Source organism: Pedobacter sp. AK017 (assembly GCF_014200825.1).
Classification (GTDB): domain Bacteria; phylum Bacteroidota; class Bacteroidia; order Sphingobacteriales; family Sphingobacteriaceae; genus Pedobacter; species Pedobacter heparinus.
Window position 1 is genome coordinate 1 of the sequence record NZ_JACHCW010000012.1, and the last position, 14,586, is coordinate 14,586.

Annotated in this window: 11 protein-coding genes; 3 read left to right on the forward strand and 8 right to left on the reverse strand. The window is 40.9% G+C overall.

The annotated features are described in order from the left end of the window. Positions 1–338: 338 nt before the first annotated feature. The 4 genes from HDC92_RS17115 to HDC92_RS17130 form a co-directional block, all read right to left on the reverse strand. Positions 339–1,499 (reverse strand): FecR family protein, encoded by a 1,161-nt coding sequence (locus HDC92_RS17115; protein WP_183876269.1) that lies wholly within the window; start codon positions 1,497–1,499, stop codon positions 339–341. 98 nt (positions 1,500–1,597) lie between these two features. Continuing rightward, entirely contained in the window at positions 1,598–2,194 is a 597-nt protein-coding gene (locus tag HDC92_RS17120) for an RNA polymerase sigma factor (RefSeq protein WP_183876271.1), read from the reverse strand. A 197-nt stretch (positions 2,195–2,391) separates the two neighbouring features. Then, the gene (locus HDC92_RS17125) at positions 2,392–2,847 is read right to left on the reverse strand and encodes a hypothetical protein (RefSeq protein WP_183876272.1); all 456 of its coding nucleotides are present in this window, start codon (positions 2,845–2,847) and stop codon (positions 2,392–2,394) included. 37 nt (positions 2,848–2,884) lie between these two features. After that, positions 2,885–3,250, reverse strand: a complete 366-nt coding sequence (locus tag HDC92_RS17130) for a hypothetical protein (RefSeq protein WP_183876274.1) — start codon at positions 3,248–3,250, stop codon at positions 2,885–2,887. A gap of 131 nt (positions 3,251–3,381) precedes the next feature. Here HDC92_RS17130 and HDC92_RS17135 point away from each other — a divergent pair, with 131 nt between their 5' ends. Beyond that, positions 3,382–3,846, forward strand: a complete 465-nt coding sequence (locus HDC92_RS17135; protein ID WP_183876276.1) for a JAB domain-containing protein — start codon at positions 3,382–3,384, stop codon at positions 3,844–3,846. 29 nt (positions 3,847–3,875) lie between these two features. Here the strand turns inward: HDC92_RS17135 and HDC92_RS17140 are convergent, their stop codons facing one another. Continuing rightward, positions 3,876–6,038, reverse strand: a complete 2,163-nt coding sequence (locus HDC92_RS17140) for a hybrid sensor histidine kinase/response regulator (RefSeq protein WP_183876278.1) — start codon at positions 6,036–6,038, stop codon at positions 3,876–3,878. A 314-nt stretch (positions 6,039–6,352) separates the two neighbouring features. Here HDC92_RS17140 and HDC92_RS17145 point away from each other — a divergent pair, with 314 nt between their 5' ends. Continuing rightward, the gene (locus tag HDC92_RS17145) at positions 6,353–7,507 is read left to right on the forward strand and encodes a polysaccharide lyase (RefSeq protein ID WP_012780649.1); all 1,155 of its coding nucleotides are present in this window, start codon (positions 6,353–6,355) and stop codon (positions 7,505–7,507) included. A 55-nt stretch (positions 7,508–7,562) separates the two neighbouring features. On the opposite strand, the gene HDC92_RS17150 is transcribed toward HDC92_RS17145, so the two are convergent. Then, positions 7,563–8,849 (reverse strand): SGNH/GDSL hydrolase family protein, encoded by a 1,287-nt coding sequence (locus tag HDC92_RS17150; protein ID WP_183876280.1) that lies wholly within the window; start codon positions 8,847–8,849, stop codon positions 7,563–7,565. A gap of 18 nt (positions 8,850–8,867) precedes the next feature. Then, positions 8,868–10,073 (reverse strand): OmpP1/FadL family transporter, encoded by a 1,206-nt coding sequence (locus tag HDC92_RS17155; RefSeq protein WP_183876282.1) that lies wholly within the window; start codon positions 10,071–10,073, stop codon positions 8,868–8,870. Between the two features lie 231 nt (positions 10,074–10,304). Between HDC92_RS17155 and HDC92_RS17160 the strand changes: the two genes are divergently transcribed. After that, positions 10,305–13,031, forward strand: coding sequence for a carboxypeptidase regulatory-like domain-containing protein (locus HDC92_RS17160; protein ID WP_183876285.1), 2,727 nt, complete (start codon positions 10,305–10,307; stop codon positions 13,029–13,031). Here HDC92_RS17160 and HDC92_RS17165 read toward each other — a convergent pair whose 3' ends face one another. Further along, positions 13,032–14,579, reverse strand: a complete 1,548-nt coding sequence (locus HDC92_RS17165) for a PspC domain-containing protein (protein WP_183876287.1) — start codon at positions 14,577–14,579, stop codon at positions 13,032–13,034. Between the last annotated feature and the right edge of the window lie 7 nt (positions 14,580–14,586).

Consider the following 14,586-nt stretch of genomic DNA (forward strand, 5'->3'; position numbering starts at 1 on the left):
TTACTCGCGATGTCTGTCATCGCGCGTGGAGGGCCTTCCTCCATCGCCTTAAAAGCTTTTAAACTTTTTCTTTTGTTTAGTGCGTGGCACAGCATTACCTTTGTTTAGTTGGGTTAACACATGAAATAGTTCGCACTGTTTTTTGAAAGGGTTAACTCAATATTTAGTCGGATTGTGTTTGCAGCACTGTCCGGCTTTTTTTATGAGTTCCCTATGGTTCTGTTATTCTCTCTGCTGTAATCGTGTTTTCATCTTCTTTGGTTATTTTGGTTTAGTAATTTAGCATCTCCCATCAGGGTTTTGCCGTTAGTTGATTGGTATAGTTATGAGAGAGATGATTATTGTACTATTATTTTCCTGCCGTCAATTTTAAACTTTACCTCATCAGTTAAAGCCAATTTTGACAGTACTTTTGAGATGTTATCGTATCTGGACATTTTTCCGGTAAAAGTGATTTGGTCTTTCTGTTTTCGCAGATCAACAATATCTACATCATACCAGCGCGTTACCTTTCGGAGTATTTCTTCAAGGCTTGCTTTGTTAAATACAAATGTTCCTTCCTTCCAGTCTATTGCACTATTGGCATCTACCTCCTTTACACTTATCCCGGAGTTTTCCGTGACAAGGGATTGTTGGTTGGGTTTTAATATGGCTGTTCCCTCATTGCTACGTTTCCCATTAAGTAACGTTACTTTCACACTCCCTTCTAACAGCGTTGTCTTTAAACCCGTTTCATCCTTGTAGGCACTAATGTTAAAGTGCGTACCCAGTACCTCTACCTCTTGTTGATCTGCTACTACTATAAAAGGCTTTCCCTTATTTTTAGCCACCTCAAAATACACCTCTCCATTTATTAACAAAATTTTGCGTTCCTTACCAATAAATTGTGATGGGAAAGAAATTTTTGTGTCAGCGTTTAACCAGGCACGGCTGCCATCTGGTAAGGTGATCTGGTACATACCACCGCGTGGGGTGCTTAAACTCGTCATCTCGGCAGAGCGAAGCGACGAGAGATCTCTCCCTTCGGTCGAGATGACGGTGTTGTCATTATATTTCAAACTGTTCCCTGCAACAATTACCCCGGTTTTAACATCGCTTAGGAGAATGGTTTTACCATTGGCAAGGGTAAGGGTTGCGGTGTTTTTACCCGGGGCAATGTCGTTGGTATAGTTTGCAGAACCTGAACCAGGTTCAGGTTTACCTGGCGCTTTAAATAAGAACACCCCAAACACAATGGCTGCTACCGCAGCGGCTATAGCGACAATCCTTTTAACGATGGTAAAACGTTTGTTTTTTTCTTTACGAATTTCTGTGATCACCTTTAACAGGCTTTCTTTTTTTAACTGATGAATCTGGTCTACTTCCAGATCATCAACATATGCAGCATTCAGTGTAGCATTTGCATATAGGCGCTCTAATTGGTTGCGCTCTTCAGCCGTTGCTTCACCTGATAGGTAAGCATCTATTAAACGTTCTGTTTGCTGTTTTGAATTTTTCATAATCATCCAACTAAATACAAGACACTTACCAACCAGCCTGGTGACATTTTTATTAAAATAATTTTAACATTAGGTTAACAATAGCCAAATCAGTTGTTTTAAGGCTTTTGATGCATTAAACTGATCAATACAATAGACAGACCTGAATACTTACCCAATTTTAACCGCAGCACCTTCATAGATCGCGAAATCTGTTGTTTAACTGCATCTTCCGAAATCCCCAGCTCAGCTGCAATTTCTTTATTGGTCAGAAAGTCTTTCCTGCTCATTTCAAATGCAAGTTTCATTTTGGGTGGTAACATGGCAATCTCCTGATCAATTAATACCATCAATTCCCGTTCATTAATACCGTCAAGAGTTGTATTTTCATACTGGTCCATCTGGGCGGCAATAACATCTATAAAATCATGGTTAACTTTTTTATTACGAATATGGTTAAGGATCCGGTTCCTTGCGGCTTTATAGAGGTAGCCTTTTAGATTTGTCTTGATATCCAGGTGTTCAGCCTTGGTCCAGAAAGCAACAAATAAATCCTGCACCATGTCTTTAGATTCGTCCACACTACCCAGTACTTTCCGCGAGTGCTGAAACAACATATCCCAATGCCTGTTGTACACTTCCGCAAAAGCAAGCTCGTCCCGTTGTTTAAGCAAAACAATAAGTTCCTGATCAGTATATGTGCTGTAAGCAGCCATTATATTAGGTTTATCCCTTGTATAAATTTACTTAAAAATTTTCGCAAGTCTATATATAATTCACAATACCAAGAGAGAATTTATCAGATTTATTTTCTTAGTGTACACTTAACACTCAGGCATTTAGCCACAAAAACAGGCCTATAGTTATATTCAATGCCTGTTTTTAAAAGAAAATAAATTTTCTAATTAGCAATTTATATAGCCAGGTCCATTTCAGATTTGGCCGCCTGGTTTAGATATTTTTGCCTAAATGCCTCTGCATCCCTCATTATCCTTAGCCTGCCCTTTTCAGATACCTCTGTCATCTCTTCTTCAGTGAGCATACCAGTTGCCACAATTCTGGAAAGCCTGAAATAGTCATAATCATTAAAATCAATTCTATCAGTTACAACGTTCACTTGTTCAAGCATGTCGTATAAATTAAAAATGGCATTTCCTTTATTTTTTGGTGGTTTTGTTTTCCAGGAATCAACCATTATAGTGCATTTTTTTAACGCTTCTGCATAAAGCTGGTCACATTTTTCGCCCAGAATTCTTTTAAATACTTTTTGATCGGTTATGGAGAGTTCTCTTGCCATAGTTTTTTTATTTTTTGAGTTTTCATTAGTTAACCCAAACTTATTTAATATTCGCAATATGGTGGTAATCAAAATTTTGCTGTTTTTTGGTCACCTAATATCCTGGTAACTACTTATCCTGGTAATACGCAATCACCTTGTTGGTAAACTCTTCTCCTTTTTCTCTCAGCGCTCTGGTTTCTGTTTCCATTTTTATGATCCGTTCGTTCAATTCTTTGTGGTAAGCCCTTATTCCTGCCCTAGGGTGGCGGATTACCGTATGTTCAAGAATACCCCTGATATCAAAGTTATTGTACTCCCTGTCTTCGTGCGTGGCCTGAAACTCTTCAGGCGTAAACCATTTGCCACTATAGGTATTGTATAACCACATTTTATGCAGCAATGCCTCTTTAACAATAGGCATCAGTTTTTTAATATCTCCCCGTTGCATATCAAATTGGCTCAATCTGACCTCCTTTGCAATTTTCTCTTTCATAACATTTTATCCCCACACAAAGCTAAGCCAATAGTTACAGCATTTGCAAATTATTTACTAAAAATATTAGCAAAAATATTGGCTATGCCGGCTTGAATTGCTTATATTTACAATAACCAATTCATAGAAAAATGTACACTTCAATTACCCCAACAGCTTACCTGCTGCTCGAACCTGAAAACTTTTATAGCCGCAGCAAAAACCCTTTAAACCGACAGTATATTCCAGGCCACAGTTACCATACCTGCAAAATGGCAAAAGAAGTAATTGGCCTCGGGCAAAGCGGTTACTGGCTGATGCTGTTTGATGGTTCTGGTACCTTAAAGCATACCCAAAAAACGGGTGCTGCAAGGGAAGGCTTCGGCGAAATCAAAAACATCCTGCAAACCGCTTTGCAGCACCAGTGCTTATCTATGGTGCTGGTAAGCTATACCGATGGTTATTATCAGGCCAACAGTACGGATCTGCTATACAACATCAGGCTGATTACTGCTGCCTGCGGCATCAGTATGGTACTCTTAGATCATATTGTTATTGAGTTTGATGAGTATTATAGTTATAGGGATAATGGGTTGCTTACGTATTTGGAAAATTAGGGCCTGATTTGTTTCTACTTGTTACCTTGCTATTCGCTGCTCAACTTAGAAAGCTGATCTTTCAAGTTTGATTTTATTACCTTAAGTAGTTGTTGTTTCAAAATTTGTTCATCAACCGGCTTATTTATCAGGCCTGAAAAGCCTTTTTTAATGAGTTTTTTTTCGCTTTCAAGACCAGATTCTCCACTAACGGCGATTACAGGCAAACGGTTAAAAGGTTCAGCCAATGATCTTATAGCCGACAACAATTCATATCCGTCCATTTCGGGCATTTGAATATCAGTTAAGACAATATCTATTTTATGCTTAGCAATAATGGCCAAGGCCTGCTTGCCATTAGAGGCTTCCCGAAATTTTAAATTCCATTTGCTGGTCATCATTTTAAGAAAAATCAGATTGAGCTTACTGTCATCAACAAACAAAACACTCCGTTCATTAAGCAATAGCAGATCATCAGCAAACAACAAAGGATTTTCCTGATCATGCTTGATAGGTAACTTATGTTCAGCTTTTTTGTATGGTATATAAAAGCTAAAAGTACTGCCAATGCCTGACATACTTTCTACATGAATCTTTCCATTTTGTAATTCCACGAGTTGTTTACAAATAAATAAACCCAATCCTGTCCCTGTTTGTCCTTTTGAGGAATTTGTTTGGTAATATTTGGAGAACAGTCCGGATTGTTGTTCTAAACTGATACCGGCGCCTGTATCTTTAACCGCAACATATAGTTTGTCATTGCTCATTTCTGCGGTCACAATAATCCCTCCTTCTTTAGTATATTTTATAGCATTGCTGAGTAGATTAACCAGGATTTGTTTAAGTCTGAAACTGTCTCCGTTAACTATGGTCTCAGGGTTTCCGGAATAAAAATAAGCTATGCTCAGGTTCTTTCCAGCTGCCCCATATTCCATATTTTGTATAACCTTTCGAAGGGTCAGGTCCGGATTAAAGGGCTCCTTGTTTATCTTAAACTCACTGTTTTCCATTTTTGCCGCATCCAGTGTATCGTCAAGGGTTTGAAGCAGCATGTCTGACGAGAGTTTTATGGAGTCGATCATCGTTGTTTGCTCTTTAGAAAGATTAGTTCTGCTAAATACGTAAAGAAATCCTTTAATGGCATTCAAAGGATTACGTATTTCATGGCTCATCCGGTTTAACAAATCCATTTTTTGCCGGGCAAGAATACCTGAACGCTTATTTTCTTTTCTCAAATGTTGTTCCGACCTGTTAAGCTGAATAATAAATATGATCAGTAAGGTACCGAACAGCAGCAAAAGTAATAACGCAGCAAGATGAACCTTGGTAAGCAGCGCTGTAGTTTCACGGTAGTTTTTAAAAGCCATTCTCTTCAGGTTTTCGGCCATATTAGCATTGATCTCTCTGACACCATTATTGATGCGCCTGAGTTCACTGCTCGTATGAATACTAAGAGAAATGAGGTTTCTGTGCATCTCTAAAAGCTTAGCATTCTGTTTGTTCAATTGCAATAATCTTTTTGCATAAGCCTGCCCGTAAATGTTTATCGTATTTTTGCTGATAAAGGCAGCGCTACCGGAATCTTTAGGGCGAATTTCTATAACCCTGGTTGCTCTTGAAGTATCTCTATTTAGTATCGCATCTTTTATCCTTTTAAAAAAGCTTCTTTTTTCCAGCGGTATTAGCTTTTTAATGGTATCCGTCTGATTTATTTTCGCCGGTGAAAGGATTGGTTTTTTACCATTCAGATCTGAGTTTGTTTTATCGTTAAATTTAGCATATACCGACAATAGGGAATCAAAATCATGTTTGAGCAGGATAAATTCTTTCGAAAGTTTTAACCTTTTTTGATTCAATTGTTTCATTTTATCCCTTTGCGCCACCGTTAAGTAGGCAATATTCTTATTTTCATGAAGCAATGCATCAACTTCATAAAAAGCCAGAGACAAATTCTTCCTGTAATCTATATCCTTCTTGCTATTGATGTCTAAAAGGTACTGCTGGAAATCATCTTCTGCTTGCTGGAGCAGGATCAGCGCCCGTTCGGGTTTTTCCTGTTCACGATCAATATGGCTGGCCAGTTCAGAAATACCCGCCAGTTTTTTAGTAATGTTATTGTATAAAAAAAGTGCGGCTACCGCAAAAATAATTGAGAAGACCAGAAAAGTAAGCAGGATGTTTCGAGCTAATACTTTAGTGTATTTGATTTCCATAGGATAAAAAAGATATATCGGTTATTGTTTTAACACCCTCATACCAAAACATATCTTTGGTGGCTTTGTTTTTTGGACAAGCTAAAAACAGACAACCAATTATTTAGTTTACCTCTCCTTAGCCCTTGCTTTGGAAAAAGGTACCTTTTGGGAGCAAAGGCAGAACCATCTCCGAACAAAGGCAGAACCAGCCTGTAAACAGACAGCAATTCATCCGCTTTCAACCAAAGTGAAAGCATTTAATACAATACCAGAATGTCGCATTTCCCTTTCAGCGTATTTTTGGGTAAATAACCAATAAAAACTAAAGACAGATGAAAAAACAAATTCTATATCTGATTGTACTTCAGCAACTGTTCCTCTGTTCGGCTTACGCCCAGCAAAAAAAATCCGGTAACATCCCTTACCGGGTAAATGTGCAGGCCGACAGTGCTAAGCAGAGCGAGATTATTGACAACAAATGGGTGGCAGTAGGCATCAATAAACCCTATGCATTACAATATGACGATAAACTGCGTTTTAATGGAAAACCATCCTATCGCTTTGAGCTTAAAGCCGAAGACAATTCGCTTGAAGGTTATGCTGCAGGAGAAACAAAGGGTCGTATAGAATTGTCGTACAGCTATGCAACCACCAATGATTTTAAGAAATTTCCCCCAAGCGTATACCAAAATGCGCAAAAGCTAAAAACCGTTTATCATTACGGCAAAGGGATTTGTGAACAGGGGAGCTCCCGCAGCTATACCTTTTCAGTGTACATACCCTCCTCCTTCCCCGACAATGCGACTACTATTTTTGCCCAATGGCATGGTGCACCCAGCAGAACGCTAGTAGCTACACCAGAGGGAGAAATTAAAACACTGAGCATAGAAGAGTTTTTGGCCTTATACGACCGCATGATCTTCAAAAAAAATATCGCTCATGATAAAGTAGAAAAAAAGGATAAGGACGGAAAAATTACTTATGTAGCCGGAAAGCCAAATGGCTGGAAGGTAGAACAAGGTGGTTATCCACCCCTGGCCTTTGGTTTTTCTAAAGGGTATTTTTACATCAAGGCAAACTCCGACCGGCAGTGGCTTACCGACAAAGCCGACCGCAACAATGCCAATCCCGAGAATAGCGAAGTAATGAAGCCCTATTCCTCGGAATACAAAACTTCTACCATTGCCTATAAAATGCCCTTTGCCCAGTTCCCTAAAGATTGCTGGATTACTTTTGATGTCGCCATAGACTGGACGAAATATGGAAAAGAGGCCAATACAATTTTGAAACCAGGCAAGCTGGATGTGATGATGACTTATACTAAGAATAAGAAACCACAAAAAGCGCATATCGTAAACCAGCAGGAAATCCTGATCGGACGTAACGATGACGATGGCTATTACTTCAAATTTGGAATTTACAGGGTCGGTAACAGCACGGTTCCGGTTACTTATAACCTGAGCGGCTACAGCGAAACTGCCAGATAGCAAAAAGCCCCTAAGCGCATCGCATAGGGGCTTTTCTTATATTTACAATAAAAAATTAAGGAAATTTAACCCCTCTGTACCTGGTTACATCTACAATTGGAATACTTGAACCATATTTGGCATTGATGGCCTTAATAAACCCGTTGGCTGTTATGGCATAACCCAGTGGGGTTAAGTGGACCCCATCCAACGAAAACATGTTTCCCTGGATAAAAGCTGCGCTAACGGGTATGCCATTAATCGCTTTTCCAGCCGCATACTCATTTAACAAGGCATAGGCATCCATAACGGCTAAATTATTTGCACTGGCTATACTTTTGATGCTGGTATTGTAAGCTGCAACATAATCGTTCACAACAGCAATTTCTGCTTTATCCAGTACATACTTACTTTCAACCGGATTGCGCGGATCCAGACCGTAAGGAATACCAAGACCATTTGGCTTACCCATTACGTTATCAGAACTTAGTGGCAGGGTAAACAGGTCCTCTGCCGTAGCCGCCCTTGCCGCTCCGGTACCTGGCTGAATATAAATGTCTTTTACGGCAGCTCCTGCCGGAGTTGCATTAATGGCCGCCAGTAATGTTTTTAAAGTTACGGTCCTGAAATAAGCAATATTCGTTACATCCGGAATGGTAGCTACCACTCCTTTTGCACCCTTTGAAGTGAGTTTGGTTATTACAGCACTGTAAGCACCAGAGAAAGTAGCTTTAGGTGTAGGCGCATCTGCCGCCGCACCCGAACTTGCATAACTCAGGATATCGTTGTTCCCCAGCCAGCAACTAAAAAATGTCCAGGGCTTTGCAGTTACAAAATCCATATAGGTAGTTGTACCTACCGTAGCATCGGTTAGTAAACGTTCAAAGTAATTGTTCAACGTTCCATACCCTTGTATATTGGCATGGATCAGTTTAATGCCCGGCACACCAAAATTTTCGATATTGCCGGTATACCGTGTAAATAAGTTAACACCCCCCACCTGTGCACGGATAGCCAGATTGGAAGTTTCTTTCGCAATGGTAGGCACGCCATTGGTCAGGGCAGTAAGCTTAAGGTAACCCGATCCGTTAAATTGGGCATCCGGGAAAAAAGGGGTACTGAAACTGCCACCGCCAACTGATTTCATTTGTGCGGCAATCATTTCAGGATAAGAATTTTTTTGTCCTTCCAAATACAGGCCCCCATCTGCAAAACCTGCTGTAAGCGAATTGCCCAATGCAATATAACGGCTAAAATCGGCATTGCCTTTAACGGGGGCAACCGTGTCAATAGTAGGTTTACAAGATGCAAGTCCAATAATGGAAAGTGCCAGCAGTCCTTTATAAAAGTATGTTGATTTCATAATGTTGCTTTTTGAAAATTAAAATTTATAAGATAAAGCCATCCCCGGGATATAGGCTACGGTTTTAAATGTACCGCTCAGGTTGGTCTCTATATTGGTCTCAGTTCTGGATTTTACGTTTTCATACAGAAAAGAAAAATCAATATTGAACCGCTCAGATGGTTTAAGACCAATACCCGCACTTAATAATAACCTGTTTGCATCGGGTACTTCCGGCGTAACATAGCCTTCTCCGACAGGAGATAAGGCATAACCCACACCTGCCCTTAAGGTTAAGAAAGAGGTAGTCTCATTTTGGATGCCTGCACGAAAAGTGGCAGCGTCGTGATAATTGCGTGGCGATACGGTTTGTGTACCATTGTCATAATAAAAACCCAGGTCTTTATAAGTATGCCACCATACCCAGTTCACGTCCAGTGCAATGGTTGTTTTTGCAGAAGGGTAAAAGCCAAAACCAACAGTACTGGTAGCGGGCAGCGGTAAGGTTGCATTAAACTTAGTGGGCAGCAAAGGAACAACCGAAGCTGGTGGATTAAAGAAATTGGCTTCTCCATTTTCTACTTTGGCCGTTACCTGCGAACGGTGGGTAACACCAACAGACACTCCTGAGACAGTTTTGATAAAGATACCGGCATTCCAGCCAAAATCTTTTGAATCACCCTTTAGCTGGGCAGTGGCCTGTTGCCCGTTATTTGTATAAGGTATGGCTTTCTTAAGGTCTACATGCCCCAGTGCATAAACCAAACCACCACCAATACCTATATTGTCGGTAATTTTTAAACTGATGGTAGGCTGTATATAAATGGCACGCAGATCAAGCGAAGTAACCGTATATTTTCCTGTCCAGTCTTCGTTCCAGTGCATGGCACCCCCAAAAGGTGTATAGGCACCAATTCCGAAACGTAGATGACCTTCCGGCGAACCAAAAACAGCATAGGCTGCAAAAGGTGTCGGCACCTTGTTTTTATTGTACTCGGTTAGCGGCGAGCCGGTTTCGTTAAAGGCCGTTTTTAGGAAAATGGCATGTGCCCCCGCCTGCACCCCGTTTTGTTTGAGAAAAGAGACCGCTCCCGGATTAAAAAATACAGCAGCTTCGTCGAGTGCCAGACCTGCACCAGCGCCGCCCATTGCAGTTTGCTTTTGTCCCTGAAGGTTAACCTGGAACGATTGTGAGAACCCCAATACAGGAATTATCAGTAAAAAACTCAGTAAAATTGTCTTCATTGGTATTTGTGTTAGAGATGGATTTTGTTAGGAATTAGGTTAGTTAATAAAAAAATCTGTTCATTATACCTTACAACAATATTTGCCTGAGGTATGTTTTAGCTAATATATAACTATGCATGCATAATAAAAAATAATTAACTGTCAAAAAATGTTAAAGATGCAAGGTTATTAACCTATTCACTCCATAAATGAATATATTAGCAATATTAATTGTACATACCCAGTTTGATGAGATTTATAAAATTTACAATTGCCTTTCTGATATTTTTTACTACCCTGCAGTTTTCAGCCTTTGCGCAACAGGATAGCGTTGTTTTAGACAACATCATAAAGAAAACAAAAAAACTGACCGATGAGCGGCCTGTAGAAAAGGTATACCTCCATTTTGATAAACCTTATTACAGTGTGGCAGATACCATCTGGTTTAAGGCCTACCTTACCATGGAACAAAACCTGCTTTCCCAGCTTAGCAAAATCGTTTATGTTGATGTGATCAACGACCGCGACTCCCTGGTACAGAGTTTAAAACTACCGGTTCTGGGTGGTATGGCCTACGGAAATATACCGCTTAATGTGGGTACTTACCAGCAGGGGAACTATTACATAAAAGCTTATACCCTTTGGATGCTGAACTTTGGAGAGGACTATTTTTTTAGTAAGAACATGGCCATTGGCGAGGCGATTGATAAACAATTGAACACACATTTTAGCTATAAAGCTACCGAGACCGACAAAAGTCAGGTCATAGATGCAACCATTCAGTTTAAAAACCGCGACAATGTAGTGCAAACCAACAAAGCAGTGAACTGGAGAGTGCTGTCGAATTATGATGTTATTGCAAAAGGTAAAGGAACAACGGACCAGAATGGAATTTTAAGGATCAAGATAGATCCCCGTAAGAGCGAAAAGATTAAAAACGGAGAACTGATCACCGATCTTAGTCTTACAGAGAAAGACGTAGTTACCAATTCTTTTAAGTTTAAACCTGTAACTGCTGCAGCCAACGACCTCCAGTTCTTTCCGGAAGGGGGCGAACTGATTACGGGCATTGCTTCACGTATCGGCTTTAAAGCCATTAACGGCAAAGGGCAGGGCGTTGACCTGAAAGGTAGCGTGACAGATGAGGGGGGCAATAAGCTCATCGATTTTAGTTCTACCCACCTGGGTATGGGTTCTTTTTACATCAATGCAGAAGCAGGAAAATCTTATAAAGCAAATGTTATTTTTAATGATGGCAGTACCAAAAGCTTCGACCTGCCTAAAAGTATAGCATCCGGGATAACAGCCCAGGTAAACAATACAGATTCTACTGCTTTTAATTTAAAGATCATTGCCAACGACGCCTACTTTCAGGCCGGTAAAGGCAAAACTTTCTTTATAGTAGCCACCAATGGTGCCATTATCTATTACGCTGCAAAAACCCGGTTAAATACACAGGTAACTACAGCAAAGATCCCTAAAGATAAATTTCCGGCAGGCATTGTTCAGATCACTTTGTTTAATGAGGCCGGTGAGCCGGTGAGTGAAAGGCTGGCCTTTAACTATCAGCCGGATGGGCTGAAACTGGGCCTTAAAAGTGACTTGCCAACTTACAAACCACGCCAGAAAGTTAAACTTGCTGTAACCGCCAAAAATGGTGCACAGCTGTCGGAAGGATTTTTCTCAATCGCTGTTACCGATGAGCAAAAAGTTCCGGTAGATGAAAATTCAGAGATCACCATTTTAAGTTCATTGTTATTGACTTCTGACCTGAAGGGTTATGTAGAAAAACCAAATTATTATTTCAACAAAACCAATGCGAAGAAGCTGGCCGATCTGGATGTACTGATGCTGACGCAGGGCTTTCGCCGTTATGCCTATAAGGAGATCCTGGCCAATAAATATCCGCCGATTACCTTTTTACCTGAACAAAGTATGACTTTGACGGGAACCCTGAGGGACAGGACGGGTATGCCCGTAAGAAAAGGGATATTGCGTTTAACGGTTCCCGGAACCACCCAGGCAGCAGAAATACAAACCAGTCCTTCCGGAATCTTTGCCTTTCAGAACCTTACTTTTCAGGATTCATCAGATGTAGTGATCAACGCAAAATATAGTGTTAACGGACAGGGGCCGATGATCATGCTGGATGGACAGCCAGCCCCGCAGGTATCCGGCAATCCTTATCCTGCTGATGAGATCAGCAACATTGACAGTACCATGTCCTCCTACCTGAACAACAGCAAAAGAAAATACAACTACCTTCGTACGCTTAAAGAGGTAAAAATTGAAGGGGCTAAAGCCAAAAGGCCCAGTCATGCTGATTATCCCGCCTTATCGGGCCTAAGCTCCATTTCAGGAACTGTCATAGAGGGTGAACGTTTCTCGGGATGTAACATTCTGGCACTTTGTTTACAGAGCATGGCTACAGGTTTAACCTTTTACGAGAACAATTTTTATGTAAGCAGGGATTACCAGCAAGGTAGCAGGGTCCCTGTACAGATATTTTTGAACGGCATGCCAATTGATTACTTTGGACTTTCCAGTGTACAGGCTGCTGATGTGGAAAATGTAGAGGTATTTACAAAAGACGAACTGGGTACGGTAAACAGGATGTACAATACCAATGGTGTACTGGTCATCAATACCAAGAAAATTCCTAAGGGAACCAAAATGAGTATGGAAGAGTTTAAAAAGCTGATTCCTGACCCAAGTGTATTAAAGCTTAAACCTAAAGGCTACAGCAAACAGCGTGAATTCTATTCTCCGAAATACGTGAACGCTGCTGCTACCTATAACTTTAACGACCTGAGGACCACCATTTACTGGAACCCTAAGGTGGTTACCACGGCTGAAGGGGGACTTTCATTCGAGTTTTACAATGCAGATGGCAAGGGTACTTATAAGGCTGTAATTGAAGGGGTAGACAAGCATGGCAATATTGGCCGCTATGTCTACCGCTATACTGTTAAATAATTAATCTTCGTGTTTTGAAGGCGCCACAACTGGATTTTTACATTCCAGGCCAGATGGGGTCATAATCCATTCGTTATATTGGTCACCTCTCGCCTCTTCATGGCAACGCCCGTAGTCGTAACCGGCAAGGTACCATTCAAGTTCGCGCCTGATGTTCAAAATGGTACCTGCAGGAACCTTAAGCAGCAGCTCTATTTCCTGTCCGCGCCAGTTCAGTCCAGGCTTGAGTTGTAGTATCGGGCTAAAAGTAAGCAGGGAATCCTGCTGCAGGTAGTTGTATTGAATGTTCTTGGCATGCTGCAAGGCAATTTCAAAAGTCTTTCCCTGAGATTTATAATTCTGGACCAAAGTCACTTTATCATCCTCACTTTTTTCAATCTTCAGTTTAATGTTTCTGGGAATGTCAAAAGCCCCATCAAGTTCATTTAAGATCCTTCTTCCCTTATAATCCTTAGGATCTATCCGATAGTTCAGGCTGTCTTCCTTCGTAAAAAAGCGCGACCTGTCGATCTCCAGGGTATAGACTTTATAAGGTTTAAATTCAGTCACCTGCGTAAACTCGGCATGCTCTTTAAATTCAGAAGATATTTTAGCGATATAAAAGATGCTGAACACCACACCGCCAAGCCAGACGATGAGTAAACCAAAAGAAAAGGTTTTATGAATGGCCCTGCCATTGAAGGCCACGCGTATAGAAAACAGGATAAGGGCCAGAACAGGTATGCCGATTACTGTAAAGAAGGCTAAGAAAATGGCCGGAATATATTCCTGGTTAATGATGTTCAGTGGAAAATAAGTAAACACATTGGCATCCCAGAAGCCAAATAAAGCAGCGATGGTCACAATAAGCCCTAACAATACCATCGATCCAAAAATGGCTATGCCCACTGCAATAATTTTAAGGATCAGCTTACCACTACCCTGGAGAAAGTTGGCCAGCACATCAAAAAATTCGGCAATAAAGCCGCGCGACTGTTTAACGAGGGGGTGCTGACTGTTGGCAAAGCCGCGCAGGGTAGGTTCTTCGCCATACATAGACATGCGTTCAAATCTGGTTGTAGCCTTGGGCACCATGATCCAGAAAATGATATAGGCCAATATACCTGCCCCGAAAAGAAAAATGATCAGAAAAGTAAACAGTCTGGTCCATTTCACCTCTATATCCAGGTAATGCGCCATGCCTGCACAAACACCAGCTATCATGGCCTGGTCTGTATCCCTGTATAGTTTTTTAATCGGGTCAAATTCTGGCGGGGCCGTATAACCCTCATCGGATTCTTCAGAGTTTTCAAAATCCTTTACAGAACCCATCTGTTGAATTACAGCCTGCACGTCTGCTGTACTGATCACCTGCTTTTGCTGTGCAGCAAGCATTTCGGCAAACATTTCGGCTATCCTGTTCTCAATATCCTTTACAATCTCAAAATCGTCTGCATTCCTTGCAAAATGCTGCTTCACTTCGTTCAGGTAAAGGGTAAGCATTTCGTAGGCGTCCTCTTCTATATGAACAATAGAGTTCCCAATATTTATGTTGTGTGTTTTCTTCATGGTCTGG

What these genes read in the sequence shown, in the direction of transcription:
- HDC92_RS17130 (WP_183876274.1), bottom strand. Translation starts at nt 3,250, where the DNA reads ATGAAAGAGAAAATTGCAAAGGAGGTCAGATTGAGCCAATTTGATATG.
- HDC92_RS17150 (WP_183876280.1), bottom strand. Translation starts at nt 8,849, where the DNA reads ATGAAATCAACATACTTTTATAAAGGACTGCTGGCACTTTCCATTATT.
- HDC92_RS17120 (WP_183876271.1), bottom strand. Translation starts at nt 2,194, where the DNA reads ATGGCTGCTTACAGCACATATACTGATCAGGAACTTATTGTTTTGCTT.
- HDC92_RS17135 (WP_183876276.1), top strand. Translation starts at nt 3,382, where the DNA reads ATGTACACTTCAATTACCCCAACAGCTTACCTGCTGCTCGAACCTGAA.
- HDC92_RS17155 (WP_183876282.1), bottom strand. Translation starts at nt 10,073, where the DNA reads ATGAAGACAATTTTACTGAGTTTTTTACTGATAATTCCTGTATTGGGG.
- HDC92_RS17115 (WP_183876269.1), bottom strand. Translation starts at nt 1,499, where the DNA reads ATGAAAAATTCAAAACAGCAAACAGAACGTTTAATAGATGCTTACCTA.
- HDC92_RS17145 (WP_012780649.1), top strand. Translation starts at nt 6,353, where the DNA reads ATGAAAAAACAAATTCTATATCTGATTGTACTTCAGCAACTGTTCCTC.
- HDC92_RS17140 (WP_183876278.1), bottom strand. Translation starts at nt 6,038, where the DNA reads ATGGAAATCAAATACACTAAAGTATTAGCTCGAAACATCCTGCTTACT.
- HDC92_RS17160 (WP_183876285.1), top strand. Translation starts at nt 10,305, where the DNA reads ATGAGATTTATAAAATTTACAATTGCCTTTCTGATATTTTTTACTACC.
- HDC92_RS17165 (WP_183876287.1), bottom strand. Translation starts at nt 14,579, where the DNA reads ATGAAGAAAACACACAACATAAATATTGGGAACTCTATTGTTCATATA.